Source organism: Ruegeria sp. BB10, assembly GCF_056535725.1.
On the sequence record NZ_JBQFIW010000001.1, the window covers coordinates 1,201,616 to 1,217,216 of the forward strand.

At 58.2% G+C, this 15,601-nt stretch carries 12 protein-coding genes; 8 read left to right on the forward strand and 4 right to left on the reverse strand.

Going from position 1 to position 15,601, the window contains the following annotated elements; genetic code table 11:
• Positions 1 to 2 precede the first annotated feature (2 nt).
• On the forward strand, positions 3 to 680 hold the full coding sequence (locus ACR3EP_RS06005; protein ID WP_425080548.1) for a DUF502 domain-containing protein: 678 nt from the start codon (positions 3 to 5) through the stop codon (positions 678 to 680).
• On the opposite strand, the gene ACR3EP_RS06010 is transcribed toward ACR3EP_RS06005, so the two are convergent.
• Complete coding sequence (locus ACR3EP_RS06010; protein ID WP_480636821.1) at positions 681 to 1,706, reverse strand: patatin-like phospholipase family protein; 1,026 nt, start codon at positions 1,704 to 1,706, stop codon at positions 681 to 683. It lies immediately after the preceding gene.
• 15 nt (positions 1,707 to 1,721) lie between these two features.
• On the reverse strand, positions 1,722 to 2,495 hold the full coding sequence (locus tag ACR3EP_RS06015; RefSeq protein ID WP_170375544.1) for a 3-hydroxybutyrate dehydrogenase: 774 nt from the start codon (positions 2,493 to 2,495) through the stop codon (positions 1,722 to 1,724).
• 294 nt (positions 2,496 to 2,789) lie between these two features.
• Here ACR3EP_RS06015 and ACR3EP_RS06020 point away from each other — a divergent pair, with 294 nt between their 5' ends.
• The gene (locus ACR3EP_RS06020) at positions 2,790 to 4,604 is read left to right on the forward strand and encodes an extracellular solute-binding protein (protein WP_480636823.1); all 1,815 of its coding nucleotides are present in this window, start codon (positions 2,790 to 2,792) and stop codon (positions 4,602 to 4,604) included.
• Between the two features lie 539 nt (positions 4,605 to 5,143).
• Positions 5,144 to 5,380, forward strand: coding sequence for a hypothetical protein (locus ACR3EP_RS06025; protein WP_170348869.1), 237 nt, complete (start codon positions 5,144 to 5,146; stop codon positions 5,378 to 5,380).
• Here ACR3EP_RS06025 and ACR3EP_RS06030 read toward each other — a convergent pair.
• A complete protein-coding gene (locus ACR3EP_RS06030) occupies positions 5,369 to 5,992 on the reverse strand; it encodes a helix-turn-helix domain-containing protein (RefSeq protein ID WP_170348870.1) in 624 nt (207 codons plus the stop codon). The genes ACR3EP_RS06025 and ACR3EP_RS06030 overlap by 12 nt on opposite strands.
• A 65-nt stretch (positions 5,993 to 6,057) precedes the next feature.
• Here ACR3EP_RS06030 and ACR3EP_RS06035 point away from each other — a divergent pair, with 65 nt between their 5' ends.
• The 5 genes from ACR3EP_RS06035 to ACR3EP_RS06055 all read left to right on the forward strand — a co-directional run bounded on the left by ACR3EP_RS06035 (position 6,058) and on the right by ACR3EP_RS06055 (position 12,131).
• The gene (locus ACR3EP_RS06035) at positions 6,058 to 7,575 is read left to right on the forward strand and encodes a class I adenylate-forming enzyme family protein (protein WP_480636825.1); all 1,518 of its coding nucleotides are present in this window, start codon (positions 6,058 to 6,060) and stop codon (positions 7,573 to 7,575) included.
• A complete protein-coding gene (locus tag ACR3EP_RS06040) occupies positions 7,572 to 8,231 on the forward strand; it encodes a DsbA family oxidoreductase (protein ID WP_170348872.1) in 660 nt (219 codons plus the stop codon). Before ACR3EP_RS06035 ends, ACR3EP_RS06040 begins: the two co-directional genes overlap by 4 nt.
• Before the next feature lie 75 nt (positions 8,232 to 8,306).
• Positions 8,307 to 9,515: a multidrug effflux MFS transporter gene (locus tag ACR3EP_RS06045; RefSeq protein ID WP_480636827.1), complete on the forward strand. Its 1,209-nt coding sequence runs from the start codon at positions 8,307 to 8,309 to the stop codon at positions 9,513 to 9,515.
• Between the two features lie 280 nt (positions 9,516 to 9,795).
• On the forward strand, positions 9,796 to 11,460 hold the full coding sequence (locus ACR3EP_RS06050) for a tetratricopeptide repeat protein (RefSeq protein WP_480636829.1): 1,665 nt from the start codon (positions 9,796 to 9,798) through the stop codon (positions 11,458 to 11,460).
• The gene (locus ACR3EP_RS06055; protein ID WP_480636831.1) at positions 11,457 to 12,131 is read left to right on the forward strand and encodes an SH3 domain-containing protein; all 675 of its coding nucleotides are present in this window, start codon (positions 11,457 to 11,459) and stop codon (positions 12,129 to 12,131) included. The genes ACR3EP_RS06050 and ACR3EP_RS06055 overlap by 4 nt, the downstream gene beginning before the upstream one ends.
• Here ACR3EP_RS06055 and mfd read toward each other — a convergent pair.
• Positions 12,128 to 15,583, reverse strand: coding sequence for a transcription-repair coupling factor (gene mfd / locus ACR3EP_RS06060; protein ID WP_480636833.1), 3,456 nt, complete (start codon positions 15,581 to 15,583; stop codon positions 12,128 to 12,130). The two genes, ACR3EP_RS06055 and mfd, sit on opposite strands and share 4 nt — an antisense overlap.
• Between the last annotated feature and the right edge of the window lie 18 nt (positions 15,584 to 15,601).

The window sequence follows — 15,601 nt, forward strand, 5'->3', positions numbered from 1 at the left end:
CAATGAACACACCGTTTGACGAAGAACCCCACCGCGGACCGGGCCTGTTTTCCCGGCTGCGCGCGTCTTTTCTGACGGGCATCGTTGTCATTGCGCCTGTCTGGCTGACGATCTGGTTGATTTGGTCCGTCGTGGGCTGGATCGACAGTGCTGTCCTGCCGCTGATCCCACAACAGTTCCAGCCCCAACAATATGTAGGCATCAACCTGCGCGGCGTCGGCGTCATCATCTTTCTGGTTTTCACTGTTCTGGTGGGCTGGGTCGCCAAGGGGATTCTGGGACGGTCCTTTATTTCCTTCACCGAAAGCCTGGTAGAACGGATGCCGGTTGTCCGCTCGATCTATTCCGGGATCAAGCAAATATCCGAAACGGTCTTTGCCCAGACAGAAAGATCTTTTGAAAAAGCCTGCTTGGTGCAATATCCACGCCGCGGTATCTGGGCTATCGGCTTTGTATCGACCACTGCCAAAGGCGAGGTCACCCAGCGCGCCGAAACCGCGGGCGAATTGCTGAGCGTTTTCATCCCGACCACACCAAACCCGACCTCGGGGTTTTTGCTGTTCTTTCCTGCCGAAGACGTCATTCTGCTGGACATGACTATCGAGGACGCGGCCAAGCTGGTGATTTCTGCCGGTCTGGTTTACCCCAACGGCAAAGACCCGATGCTACCGCCTGAGTGATCAGCCAAACATCTCGGGCAGATTGACAGTACTTTTCCGCCCCAAATCGCCCTTGTTGTCCGAAAGGAACCGATGCGCAGCCGTGCGCCCGGCCTCTTTCAACTTGTGCAGAACAACCGGGTTCGGCACCGTCTTTGTTGCCACCGAGAGATCGTTCATCAGCGCGTCATCGGCGATCATGTGAACCAGAACCCGGTTCATCTCACCCGCTTTCAATTTGCCTTCGGTCAACAAGCGCTGCACGAAGCTGATCGCGCGCAATTCGCGGAACAGGGATGAGTTAAAGCTGATCTCGTTGATCCGGTTCTGGATTTGTTGCGGCGTTTTCGGCACTTCTTCCCGTTCCAGCGGGTTGATGTTCACGATCACCACATCATCCGGCAGATCGGTGTTGAACAAGGGGTACAGCGCCGGGTTCCCGGTATAGCCGCCATCCCAATACGCCTCGGTCCGGCCCGAATTGGGATCAAAAATCTCAACTGCCTGAAACAGGTTCGGCAGGCAGGCCGATGCTAAAATCGCATCGGTCGAGACCTCATCCCCGGTAAAAACACGGATTTTGCCACTGCGCACGCAGGTGGCGCAGACGAACAGGCGCGGCCCTTCATCGGCACAGATTTCCTTGAAATTGAACCGGTCCACCACCGGTTCCAGCGGGTTGCGATAAAACGGACCATAAGCATAGGGCGATACCAGCCGCGACCATGCATCACCCACGGAAAACGGCAGGGAATACTCCATGGCATGCGCAATCTGAGCGGGCTCAAGTGCCTGCATCCAATTGGCAAGGCGCATATCGCCGACGGCCCCCATGCGCGCCCACAGCCCATCAAGGCTGGCCCGCGCGCCGTCACGTCCATCGCGTACCATGCCGGATTTGTACGCAGCCCCGTTCAGCGCCCCGGCCGAGGTGCCGGTGATTGCCGCGACCTCGATATCATCCTCGTCCAGCAACCGGTCCAAGACACCCCAGGTAAAGGCGCCATGCGCGCCGCCGCCCTGCAGTGCCAGATTGATGCGTTTCATGACCTGCCCCCTGACTTACAGAGCCGTCCAGCCCCCATCCACCGAGATTGCCGTTCCGGTGATCTGCGCGGCGGCATCTGAACACAAAAAGACAGTTGTACCGCCCAGTTGCTCGACCGTTGCAAAAGCTTTCGACGGTTGACGTTCCAGCATGACGTTCTTGATCACGTCCTCGCGGCTCATGCCGTATTCTTTCATCGTGTCGGGAATCTGCGCTTCGACCAGTGGCGTCAGCACGTAGCCCGGGCAAATCGCGTTACAGGTTATCGGTTCCTGCGCGGTCTCCAGCGCTACGGTTTTGGTCATCCCAACCACACCATGTTTGGCCGCGACATAGGCTGCTTTGAAAGGCGACGCCGTCAGCCCGTGGGCCGAGGCGATGTTCACAATGCGCCCCCACCCGGCCTGGCGCATCATCGGCAGAGCCGCTGCCATAGTGTGATAGGCCGAGTTCATGTTGATCGCGATGATTGCATCCCATTTGTCGACCGGGAACTGATCAATCGGTGAGACGTGTTGAATGCCTGCATTGTTCACGAGAATGTCACAGGCACCCGCTTTTTCGATCAGGGCACGGCATTCGTCCCCCTTGGACATGTCCGCCTTGATGTAACGCGCGTTGGTTCCGGTTTCCTGCGAAATCTCGGCGGCCAGCGCGTGATCCTCATCCCGGTCGGTGAACGAGTTCAATATTACGTTGGCCCCAGCCTTGGCCAATTCGCGGGCAACACCCAAACCGATCCCTGAATTCGACCCTGTGATGATCGCCGTTTTTCCCGCCACGCTCATGAGCTTTCTCCGTCAACATCTGCTTTGACCGCACAGTGCCATGCTGCAACTGCAAAGAAAATGGGGAAACATATGGGTTCTGCATCCGGGGTGGAAACGCCTCAAAAAAAAACGCCCGCACGAAGCGGGCGTTAAGTTATTGAGGCAGGTTTCATACAGGCAAGAAACCTATCGAGCAGTGCATCCTTTATAAGCAATTCCTTGCATCCGTCCAAGCTAAAAGTTTGAAAATAAGAAAAATCATCGATACGGTGAATCCCAACAAAATAAGGCCAGAGCAGGATTGTTTCCAAAATGCGCCCCAATTTTCTACGCCCCGTTCGCCCTGTGATCGCGGGAATCACCTTTATTTTTGCTGTCACAATCGCTCATGCAGAATCGGCCCATGGCATAGCTATGTACGGCGACCCTGTCCTACCACCGGATTTTGTGTCCCTGCCCTATGCCAATCCCGACGCGCCCAAAGGCGGCAAGGTTGTATTCGGAAACACCGGCGGCTTTAACAGTTTGAACCCGTTTGTGCAAAAAGGCAGCTCGCCATGGCAATTGCGATTTTGGACCCATGAAAGCCTGATGGGCCGGTCCTGGGACGAACCTTTCACTCTTTACGGGTTGTTAGCCGAATCAGTTGAGACTGCACCGGACCGCTCTTGGGTAGAATTTACCCTGCGTGAGAACGCCCAGTTTTCTGACGGAAATCCGGTGACCGTAGATGATGTGATTTGGTCTTATGAAACTCTGGGCACCGAAGGTCATCTGCGTTACCGCGGTTTGTGGGGCAAGATCGACAGCATCGAACAGACTGGCCCCCGCACGGTGCGGATCACTTTCAACGAACCCGACCGGGAATTGGCACTGATCGCCGGGCTGCGTCCGATCCTGCAAAAAGCACAGTGGGAGGGGAAAGATTTCGCCAACGCCGCGCTACAGGACGTTCCCATCGGGTCGGGGCCGTACGTGATCGATAGCTATGAGGCGGGCCGCTATGTGAATTTGCGGCGCAATCCAGACTATTGGGGGGCTGACATTCCGTTCCGTCGCGGGACCATGAACCTGGATGACATAAGGATCGAGTTTTTTGGCGACGGCACCGTCCTGTTCGAGGCGTTCAAGGCCGGTGAACTGACCGCGGTGCGCGAATTCAACGCCGACAAATGGAACACTCAGTACGATTTTCCTGCCGTTCAGCGCGGTGATGTGGTCAAGACCGAAATCCCGCACGGCAAACCCTCGGGCATGACCGGGTTTGTCATGAACACCCGCAAGGCTCCTTTCGATGATTGGCGAGTCCGCGAGGCGATGCTGCTGGCGTTCAATTTCGAATTTATCAACGATACGATCACCGGCAGCGCCCAACCACGGATCACTTCGTATTTCTCGGGCTCTGACCTGGGCATGCAACCCGGCCCGGCCACTGGGCGTGTCGCCGAGCTGCTGCAACTTTATGCCGACGACCTTCCGCCTGACGCGCTTGAAGGTTATGCCCTGCCCGTCGGCGACGGTTCGGCCCGGAATCGCGCCAATATTCGCAAGGCCAACAAGCTGCTGGCCGAGGCTGGCTGGACCATTCAGGACGGCGTGCTGCGCAACCAGAATGGTCAGGACTTTGCCATCACCGTTCTGCTGCAACAGGGCGATAGCGAAGGACAAACGGCCATCGAAATCTACACCCGCGCGCTTGAGCGTCTGGGCATCAAGGTCAATGTCGAACAGGTAGACAGCGCGCAATTTGTCGGCCGCAATGCCGAGTTTGATTTTGACATCACGTTCCTTCGCCGTGCGCTGTCACTGTCTCCGGGCAATGAACAGCGTCTGTATTGGGGCAGCGAAAACGCGGATGTACAGGGCACGCGCAACCTGATGGGTGTTGCCTCACCCGCTGTGGATGGGCTGATTGACGCTATGCTGGCCTCGGAAAGCCACGAGGAATTCGTGGCCGCCACCCGCGCGCTTGATCGGGTTCTGACTGCTGGTCGCTATGTCATTCCGATCTGGAACTTCGACGTCGGGCGCATCGCCCATGCCAAAGAACTGAAGCAGCCTCAAACCCTGCCGATCTATGGCGACGGGCCCGAGTATATGCCGCAGGTTTGGTGGTACGAAGAGTGACCAAACAAGCCCCGCTGCCGCGTTAATCCGCTGTAGGTTGTTTGGTGCTTTGGAGGATTGGATCTGAAGATTTGGCGCCAAAGGACGGCTCTGCCATATCGCCGCAGCCTTCGGCGGATTTCGGCACATGGCGCAAACCACACTACATCTAGGGGTATTCGAACTAAGTTTCGCCACAATTTGCTGATCACCCAATTTCCAGCTTAACTAAAAAAAACACCCACAAGGGGCTTTACTGAACATATCTGTACGATATAGCCTATTGTCATTTAAACGTGCTGTTTGGCCGGATTAATTCTGACTATTTCGCTAGATAGCTTGTCATGCAGCGCGTCACTCTTGGATTTTGCGGACCGGCCTCCACTCACTCCAACCTCAGGTCCGTAGGCCCGTTGCGTATCGTGCGTAACGGGCCTTTTTGACGTAACGTCAGCGTCGCTCAGGTGCGACATTTTGTCATGCGCATCGACTCCCGCCATCTCCGTACCCTGATGAAAGGGCCGAGCAGCCGTGAAACCCGAATTACGGAAAGCTGACTGATGTTGAACTGGACTGACCTGCTGCAAGACTGGGATGCTATGTATTCCCGCGCTAAACGGCGTTTTCCGAATCTGCGCGATCAGGACAAGGTGCGGCTGAGCAAAGATCGAAAAGGGTTCGAAGCCTACCTGGCCGAACGCCACCACCTGACCGTAAATGAAGCCCACGAAGAACTTGAGGATTTTCTATTTACCGAAGGACTGAACCGCGAGTTCAGCCGCTCCTTAAGCAAGTGACGTTACCCACAGGATCGTCGCATCTTCGTCACTGACGGAAATCACGTTGTGACCCATACTGGCGTCGTAATAAGCGCTGTCGCCACGGCGCATTTCGACGGGTTCATAGAATTCGGTGTACAGCTTAACAACCCCGGTTAGCACATACAGGAATTCTTCGCCGTCATGGCGCACCCAGCCGTCAAATTCGTCCATTGAGCGCGCGCGCACGCGAGCCCGATAGGGCAGCATCTGCTTTTTCGTCAAGTTTTCGGCCAGCAACTCGTGCTCGTATGTTCCCGTCGGATGTTCAGCGCCTTCGCCCATGCGGGTGATTGCCATCCGACCGATCACCTGATCACGCTGTGGCGGGGTGAACAGCTGTGGCACCGAAATTTCCAACCCGGTCGCCAGCTTTTTCAGCGCGTCATAAGTGGGCGACATCTGCCCATTCTCGATCTTGCTGAGGGTCGAGCGCGCAAGCCCCGCCTGAGACGCCGCTTGTTCCAGCGTCCAGTTCCGCGCCTTGCGCAGTTGACGCACGCGCGCGCCCAGATCAAGTGGTTCGGGATCGGTGTGCTCACCCGAGTCACGTGCTATGCGGATCAAAGATGGCTGTTCATTAGTGCTCATGCGCCAATCTATAGGACCAGCCTGCCCGGCTTGCAACGCGCCAAGCGCCGCGATAGCCAGTGGCCATGCTTTCTGTTTTCGATCAGGGGCCGCCTCCGGCCTGCCCTGCACCATTCAATCTGGCCGCGCACGTTCTGCGGCATGCGGATGACCACCCGGACAAAACCGCCTTGTCGGTTTTATGCAATGTCGGGGCGCAGGATTGGACCTATGGCGTATTGAAATCGGCCATTCTGGGTACCGCTACCGGGCTGTTGAAGACCGGATTGAATCCCGGGGACATTGCGTTGATGCGACTGGGGAATACGGTTGATTTCCCCATCGCCTATCTTGGGGCCATAGCTGCCGGGATCGTGCCGGTTCCCACCTCGTCACAGCTGACCGAGCCCGAAACCGCGCGCATGATTTCTGATCTGCAACCCACAGCCATTCTGCGCGACCCAGCCGTCGCCTGCGCCAATCATCCGTTGCAGATTACGCTGGACGATCTGTCGGGGATGCGCGCACTGCCCCCTGCCGAGTTCCAACTCGGCGACCCGGACCGGTTGGCCTATGTCGTCTATACCTCTGGCACTTCTGGTAAACCACGCGCTGTGGCCCATGCCCACCGCGCCATCTGGGCGCGCCAGATGATGGTGGATGGCTGGTACGGGTTGCGGGATACGGACCGTCTGTGTCATGCCGGGGCGTTCAACTGGACCTATACTCTGGGCACCGGGCTGATGGATCCCTGGACGATCGGCGCGACCGCGTTGATCCCCGAACCCGGCACCGACTCTGATGCCCTTCCAGAGTTGTTAAAACAACATCGGGCAACGATCTTTGCTGCCGCGCCCGGCGTGTTTCGCAAATTGCTTAAATCCGCCGGTGATCTGCATTTACCGGACCTGCGTCACGGCCTGTGCGCAGGCGAAAAGCTGTCGCGGCACCTGCATGCGCAATGGAGCGACCTGACCGGGACAGAATTGTACGAAGCCTTCGGTATGTCCGAATGTTCGACCTTCATCTCGTCCAGCCCTGCCCATCCGGCCCGGGGCGAGTCGTTGGGGCAACCTCAACCGGGTCGCCGGGTGGCGATATTGGGGCCGGACGGACCGGTTCCGCGTGGCCAAGAAGGTACCATTGCCATCCACCGATCCGACCCCGGTCTGATGCTAACCTATATGAATGCACCTGACGAGGCCAAGGCCCGCATGCAGGGCGACTGGTTTCTGACCGGTGATCAAGGGGCCATGGCGATGGACGGACAGATCACCTATCTGGGCCGCGACGACGATATGATGAACGCGGGTGGCTATCGCGTGTCCCCGGTCGAGGTTGAGGCCGCCCTAACCAAATTCCCCGGCATCGCGCAAGTGGGTGCGGCGGCGGTTGAGGTTAAACAGGACACATTCGTGATAGCAGCCTTCTATACCGGGCCAGAAAAGCTGGACGAAGACGCCCTGCGCACCTATGTCGAGGCAAATCTGGCGCGCTACAAACAGCCCCGCGCGTTCATTCACCTGCCCGAGCTGCCAACCGGTGGTAATGGCAAACTCCTGCGTCGGGCGCTCCCGGCCTATTTCAAGGCGAATACACCATGACTCAGACCGTCAAACTCGACATCATGTCCGACCCGATCTGCCCATGGTGCTATATCGGCAAAACCCACTTGGACAAAGCGCTGGCCGCTATTCCGGACCACCCGTTCGTTATCGAATGGCATCCGTTTCAGTTGAACCCCGACATGCCGAACGAAGGCATGGATCGCCGCGAATATCTGGAGCGCAAGTTCGGCGGCAAAGACGGTGCCGTGCGCGCCTATGCCCCGGTGGTTGAGCATGCGCAGAATGCCGGGCTGAGCATCGACTTCGAAGGGATGAAACGCACACCTAACACGTTGGACGCGCACCGCCTGATCCACTGGGCCGGGATCGAGGGCAAGCAAGACGCAGCCGTAAACGCTCTGTTCGATGCGTATTTCGTGCAGGGACGTGATATTGGCGATCACGAAGTGTTGGCCGATATCGCCGACAGTATCGGCATGGACGCAGCTGTGGTATCGAAACTGCTGAAATCCGACGCTGATCGCGAGGATATCCGCACCCGCGACACCCATTCGCGACAGATGGGGGTAAATTCTGTTCCTACCTTCATTGTGGCGAACCAGCACGCGGTTCCGGGCGCACAACCCCCTGAAATGTGGGAAAAAGTAATCGGTGAGATTATGTCTCAGCTTGAGGCTTCCCCTGCAAAATAGCACAGGTCCCTGTGCAGCCTGCCCCCTAGCGCCTCCTGAAAAGCCGTGATAGCGCAATCAGGTCAGGAGGGCGCCATGGCCAATCGCATGTCTTCGGGAGAGTTCATCGCACTTGTCGCAATGATGTTTGCGACGATTGCGTTTTCGATCGACTCGATGCTGCCTGCTTTGCCCGAGATCGGCGCGCAGCTGAGCCCCGATGATATCAACGACGCTCAGTTGATCCTGACCTCATTTGTTCTGGGCATGGGCATCGGGACATTCTTTGTGGGCCCATTGTCCGACGCGTTTGGGCGCAAGCCGGTGATCTATGTCGGCTCGGCGTTGTACATCTTGTCGGCAGCCGTGGCCTGGGCCAGTTCTTCGTTGGAACTTCTACTGTTCGCGCGGGTAGCGCAGGGCATCGGCTGCGCCGCGCCGCGTGTGGTCGCCATGGCGATCATCCGAGACTTGTACTCGGGCCGGGAAATGGCGCGGATCGTCTCTATCGCCATGATGATCTTTACGCTGGTGCCTGCCGTCGCCCCGATGCTGGGGGCCGGAATGATCGCCATCGCGGGATGGCGTGGCATCTTTGTTTCGTTCATTCTGTTCTCGGTGATCACCGTGATCTGGCTGGGCTTTCGCCTACCAGAATCGCTGAGGTCGGAAAACCGTCGCCCACTGCGCCTGCCCTTGATGACCGCGGCCGCACGCGAGATGTTCGCCCATCCCACGGTGCGCGTATCAATCTTTGTGCAATCCCTTTGCCTTGGCATGTTGTTCACCATGCTGACCATGGTGCAGCCAGTTTATGATGTGATCCATGACAGCGCCGACAGCTTCCCGTTTTGGTTCGGCTTTGTGGCTTTGATGGCGGGGTCCGCCAGCCTGTTGAACGCTGCGCTTGTGATCCGCGTGGGGATGCGGCGGCTGGTGACATGGGCTCTTGGCGCGCAGATCGCCATCACGATTGGCGTCATCACGCTGAACATGATGCCGCTTTCGGCCAATCTGAATTTTGCGGTGTTCGTCTTCTGGCAGACCTCGATCTTTTTCATGGCTGGCATGACGATGGGCAACCTGAACGCCATTGCGATGGAGCCAATGGGCCATATTGCCGGTATGGCAGCGTCGGTCATTGGCGCATTTTCGACCGTTCTGGCCGCCGCTATCGCCGCCCCGATCGGTCAAATGTTCGATGGCTCGCTGTATCCGCTGACCACCGGCATTCTGGTGATGAGCGTGGCCGGTTTCGGGCTTATGCTGCATATGGGCCGGATCGAAAACAGACTGCCTGCCTGACCTGTGCAGCCCGGGTGAGTCACGTTAATCTTTCCCTAAGTCGAAGGGATCGTGATGAAAAAGAACTTTGAGCCTCCGAACCCAAGGTCGCGCAAACCGAATGAGTTTAAGGGCACTTGGAAAGGGCGCAACTACCGTCATGGTGTCCTCAAAGCACTAATTGTGAATTTATTTGTGTTTTGCATAGTCTTTGCGGCGGTAGCGTACGTCGTTCATCATAGGGAACAAGCAAAGCAGCACCCCAGAGTCTGGACTTTGGGATCACAGTAAAGGGGTTTTCATGGGCGACTATTACGATCTGGGTACGCATTCCTGTCCGGTCAGCACGACCTCAGCCGAGGCGCAGCTTTGGTTCGATCGGGGGCTGGTTTGGACCTATGGCTATAACCATGACGAAGCCGTTGTCTGTTTCCAACGCGCTGCCGAGCATGACCCGGATTGCGCTATGGCCCATTGGGGCATCGCTTATGCCGCCGGTCCGAATTACAACCTGCCCTGGGATTTACGCGACGCGCGTGGTCAGCAGAAAGCGCTCGCGCAAGCCTATGACGCGACACAACAAGCGGTAGCCCTGTTGGACACCTGCACCCCCGTTGAACAGGCACTGATCCGCGCCCTGCCCGCCCGTTACCCTCAGCGCGAACCGATCCCGGATATGAACAGCTGGAACCACGATTTTGCAGATGCCATGCGCGCAGCCTTTGCCGACCAACCCGATCACTTGGACCTGCATGCAATTTATGTTGAGGCACTGCTGAACCTCACCCCCTGGCAGATGTGGGATCTGAAGACCGGAAAACCTGCCGAAGGTGCCGCCACGCTTGAGGCGCAGAATGTTCTTGAGGACGCGATGGCAAATGACCCCGCAGCCATGTCGCACCCGGGTTTGCTGCACCTCTATGTCCACCTGATGGAGATGTCTCCGACCCCCGAAAAGGCATTAAAAGCCGGGGATGTTCTGCGCACGCTGGTGCCGGATGCGGGCCATCTGGTGCATATGCCCACCCATATCGATGTGCTGTGCGGGCACTACCACAACGTCGTTTATTGGAACGAAAAGGCCACCATAGCCGATCTAAAATATTACGAGCGCGAAGGCGCGTTCAATATCTACACTGGCTACCGTCAGCACAATTACCATTTCGCCATCTACGGGGCGTTGTTCCTCGGCCAGATGGAACCGGCCCTACGCGCCAATCAGGGCCTGTGGGACACAACCCCCAAAGAGATGTTGCGCATCGAAAGCCCGCCCATGGCGGATTACTTCGAAAGCTACATGTCCATGGGGCCGCATATCCTGATCCGCTTTGGCCGATGGGACGAGGCAAAGGCGCTGGAACTGCCCGCAGACCCCGACCTCTATCGCACGTTGACCGCCACCATCCACTATGCTCGCGCCATCGCCCATGCTGCAACCGGTGACGTCGCCGAAGCCGAAGCTGAGGAACAACTGTTCCTGTCGGCCAAGGCCTGCGTGCCCGAAACACGCCTGCTACACAACAACCGCGTCGTTGACCTGCTTGAAATCGCGCGGGAAATGCTGAGTGGAGAGATTGAGTATCGCAAGGGCAACTACGATATCGCCTACGCCCATCTGCGACGCTCGGTAGAGTTGGATGACACGCTGCCCTATGACGAACCGTGGGGCTGGATGCAGCCAACCCGCCATGCATTAGGGGCGTTGTTGTTTGAACAAGGTCACGTAACCGAGGCTGAAGCGGTCTATCGCGAAGACCTTGGCTTGGGCGGCACCCTCAGCCGTGCTTCGATCCATCCGGACAATGTTTGGAGCCTCAAAGGTCTGCATGACTGCCTGAAGGCGCGCGGCGAAAGTGTTGAAATCGCTCAAATCAAACAACGTCTTGATTTGGCTCTGGCACGTGCCGACCGCGCCGTCGGAGCATCCTGCTTCTGCGCCCAAGCCGCGATGAGGGCCGCCGAATGAGATACCCGCTACTGCTGGCTGTCGTGATCTGCGGCCCAGCACTTGCCGACCGTCAATCCTTTCCACCGGTCGATCAGGCAGACCGTGATCCATCGTTGATCGCCTTTCGCGAGGCATTATTGGCCCAAGTGGCTGCACGGGATACCGACGCTGTGGTTGCCGCGTCCTGCCCCGATATCTACCTAAGCCATGGCGGTGAAGGCGGCCCCGAGGAATTACGTTCCAATCTGACCTTCGACCCGGAAGCCCTGTCGGAAGAACAGCGTGAAAACGCGGATGCGTTACGCGCGCAATACTGGTCTGACTTGGAAACCACTTTGTCTCAGCCCGGTTACTTCGACGAAGAAGGCGAGTTCTGGATGCCGCATCAATGGCAGATCACCCTGCCCGCCTCGCTGGACCCAGAGTTGGCGTTCTTTGTCAAAGGTTCCGATGTATCTCTACGTCAAAGACCGGATCGCAACTCGTCCATTATCGGCCTGATCAGCCACGAAATCGCGATTATACGTGACTATCAAGACGGTGCCGAATATCAGCGCGTCCTGCTGACGGACGGCACGCAAGGTTATATGCACGCCGATTTTCTTTGGCCCATGACCGGCCACCGTGCCGCGTTCGTCAAGTCAGACGCGGGCGACTGGCAGTTGTGTACTTTTGTCAGCGGAGACTAGACCTTCGCCTTTTTCTTCTCGGCCACAACCTTTTCCGCCAGATCGCGGGCGATGGCAAAGGCCCCCTTGATCTTGTCGCTGTCCTTTTTCCAGTCGCGGCGCACGACGATCTTGTTGTCCTTGACCTTGGCCAGCCCGCGCTGGTTCTGGATGAACTCGACCAACCCCTGAGGCGAGGCAAACTTGTCATTGTGAAACTGGATCGTCGCACCCTTTGGTCCACCGTCCAATTTGGCAATGCCCGCACGTTTGCACATCGCTTTGATACGCACGACCAGCATCAGGGTGTTCACCTCTTTTGGTAGCGAACCAAAGCGGTCAATCAACTCGGCCGCAAAACCTTCAAGTTCAACCTTGGTCGAAAGCGAGGACAAGCGGCGGTACAGCCCCAGGCGCACATCCAGATCGGGCACATAATCCTCGGGGATCAGAACCGGGACGCCCAGATTGATTTGTGGGGCCCACTGGTCGTCTGCGTCCGATAGACCCTCCATCTCACCGGCTTTGATTTTGGCAATCGCCTCTTCCAGCATGGATTGGTACAGCTCGTAGCCCACGTCGCGCATCTGGCCCGACTGTTCCTCGCCCAGCAGATTGCCGGCACCGCGAATGTCCAGATCCTGCGATGCCAGCGTGAACCCCGCCCCCAGGGTATCAAGAGAGCCTAGAACCCGCAGGCGTTTCTCGGCGGTGGCCGTCAATCGCTGGCGCGGTTTGGTGGTCAGATAGGCATAGGCGCGGGCCTTTGATCGCCCCACCCGTCCGCGGATCTGGTAAAGCTGCGCCAGACCGAACATATCCGCGCGATGCACGACCATTGTGTTGGCCGTCGGAATATCCAGCCCACTTTCCACAATCGTCGTTGCCAACAGCACATCATACTTCCCGTCATAGAAGGCATTCATGCGGTCATCGAGTTCGCCCGCCGCCATTTGCCCATGCGCGACAACGTAAGTCAGTTCCGGTAGTTGCTCCTTCAGGAATTCCTCAATCTCGGGCAGGTCCGAAATACGCGGGACCACATAGAAACTTTGCCCGCCGCGATAATGTTCGCGCAGCAGCGCCTCACGCACCGTGACCGCATCGAATTCGCTGACATAGGTGCGGATGGCCAGACGGTCGATGGGCGGCGTGCCGATGATTGACAGATCACGCACACCTGTCAGCGACAATTGCAGCGTCCGCGGTATCGGCGTCGCGGTTAGGGTCAGCACGTGAATGTCCGAGCGCAGTTGTTTGAGGCGCTCTTTGTGACCCACCCCGAAATGCTGTTCCTCATCGATGATCAGCAGCCCGAGGTTGTTGAACCGAATCCCCTTGGCCAGCAGCGCATGGGTGCCGACCACGATGTCCACCGTGCCTCGCGCCAACCCATCGCGGGTTTGTTGCGCCTCTTTCGCCGAGACAAAACGCGACAGCTGCCGAACCTCAAGCGGGAATCCCCGGAACCGTTCCTTAAACGATGCCGCGTGCTGTCGGGCCAGTAGCGTCGTAGGGGCCACAACGGCCACCTGCACGCCCGACATCGCGGCGACAAAGGCAGCACGCATGGCGACCTCGGTCTTGCCGAAGCCGACATCGCCGCAAATCAGACGATCCATTGGCGCGCCCGAGTGCATGTCTTCCATCACATCGGAAATCGCGCGCAGCTGATCATCAGTTTCCTGATACGGAAAACGCGCGCTGAACTCCTCCCACGCATGGGGCGGCGGGTCCATCACCGGAGCTTTACGCAGCGCCCGCTCAGCAGCGATGCGGATCAGCTTGTCCGCCATCTCGCGAATGCGCTCTTTCAGCTTGGCCTTTTTGGCCTGCCATGCACCGCCGCCCAAACGATCCAGAAGACCTTCGTCGTGCCCGTATTTCGACAGCAGCTCGATGTTTTCGACCGGCAGGTACAGCTTGGACTGTTCGGCATATTCCAACAAAAGGCACTCATGGGCTGCGCCCGCCGCCGTCACGACCTCCATCCCCATGTAGCGGCCAATCCCGTGGTCCACATGCACCACAAGATCGCCGGGTGATAGCGATTGGGTTTCGGTTAGGAAGTTCTCGGCCTTTCGGCGTTTCTTGGGTTGGCGGATCAGGCGGTCGCCCAGAACATCTTGTTCAGCGATCACTGTCAGATCCGACGTTTCGAACCCATGCTCCAACGCCCAAACGGCCAGGTGCAGCCCGCGTTTACCGATGCGGGTACCGTTGGAAACAGGGATCGCCTCAGCCAGACCTTCGTCTTCGATCAATCCGGTCAGGCGTTCACGCGCACCTTCGGAATAAGACGCGATCAGGACCGGCCCTTTGTCCATCTTGTCTGTGATATGACTGGCCAGCGCGCCAAAAAGGCTGATGCTTTCCTGCTGTCGTTCGGGTGCAAAATTCCGCCCGATCCGTCCACCAGCGTCGATCACGCCGGGGCCGCTGGCCTGCGGCAACGGGCTGAACTGCAAAACGCGCCGATCACCCACCGCCTGCTCCCATGCAGCATCGTCCAGATACAACAATCCGGGCGGCGTAGGTTTATAGACCGTGTCCATGCGCGAGCGGTTTTCCAGCGCCAACCGCCGAGTTTCGTACTGATCCTCAATCGATTCCCACCGGGCCAAGCGCGTGGGCGTGACCTGATCGTCCAACGAGATCGTGGCACCAGGCAGATAGTCGAACAGCGTTTCAAGCTTTTCGTGAAAAAACGGCAACCAGTGTTCCACGCCTTGATGCTTGCGGCCAGCGCTGACCGCCTCGTACAGCGGATCATCGGTGCCCGCCGCGCCGAATTCGATGCGATAGTTCTGGCGGAATCGTGTGATGGCGGCGTCATCCAGAATGACCTCGGACACCGGGGCCAGTTCAACCACGTCCAGCTTTTCAGTCGTGCGCTGCGACACTGGGTCAAACCGGCGCGCACCGTCCAGCACATCACCGAACAGGTCCAGCCGAACCGGGCCGGATTCGCCCGGAGGGAAGATGTCGATAATGCCGCCGCGGATCGCGTAGTCTCCAGGCTCCATAACCGTCGGGCTTTGCGTGAAACCCATGCGCACCAAAAAGTTCCGCAATGCTGTTTCGTCGACGCGGTGGTTGACCCGGGCAGTAAACGCGGCCTCACGCAGCACTTCGCGCGCTGGCACTCGTTGGGTCGCGGCGTTTAGCGTGGTCAGCAACACAAACCGTTCGGGCATCTGATGCACCAGCGCGGCCAGTGTTGCGACCCGCGCCGCAGCGATATCCGCGTTCGGCGACACCCGGTCATACGGAAGGCAATCCCAGCCGGGGAAGACGAACACCGGCATGTCCGGGGCGAAAAAGGCAAGTGCTGCCCGCATTGCCTCCATCCGCTTGTCATCTCGCGCGACGTGGCAAACCGGCCCGGCGGATCGCGTGATCTCGTTCAGGACAAGCTGTGCGTCAAACCCCTCAGGGGCGCCGCCGACTGTTACGTGGTTCGGAGCCGTCATTCCCTCGCCTTTCCGAAT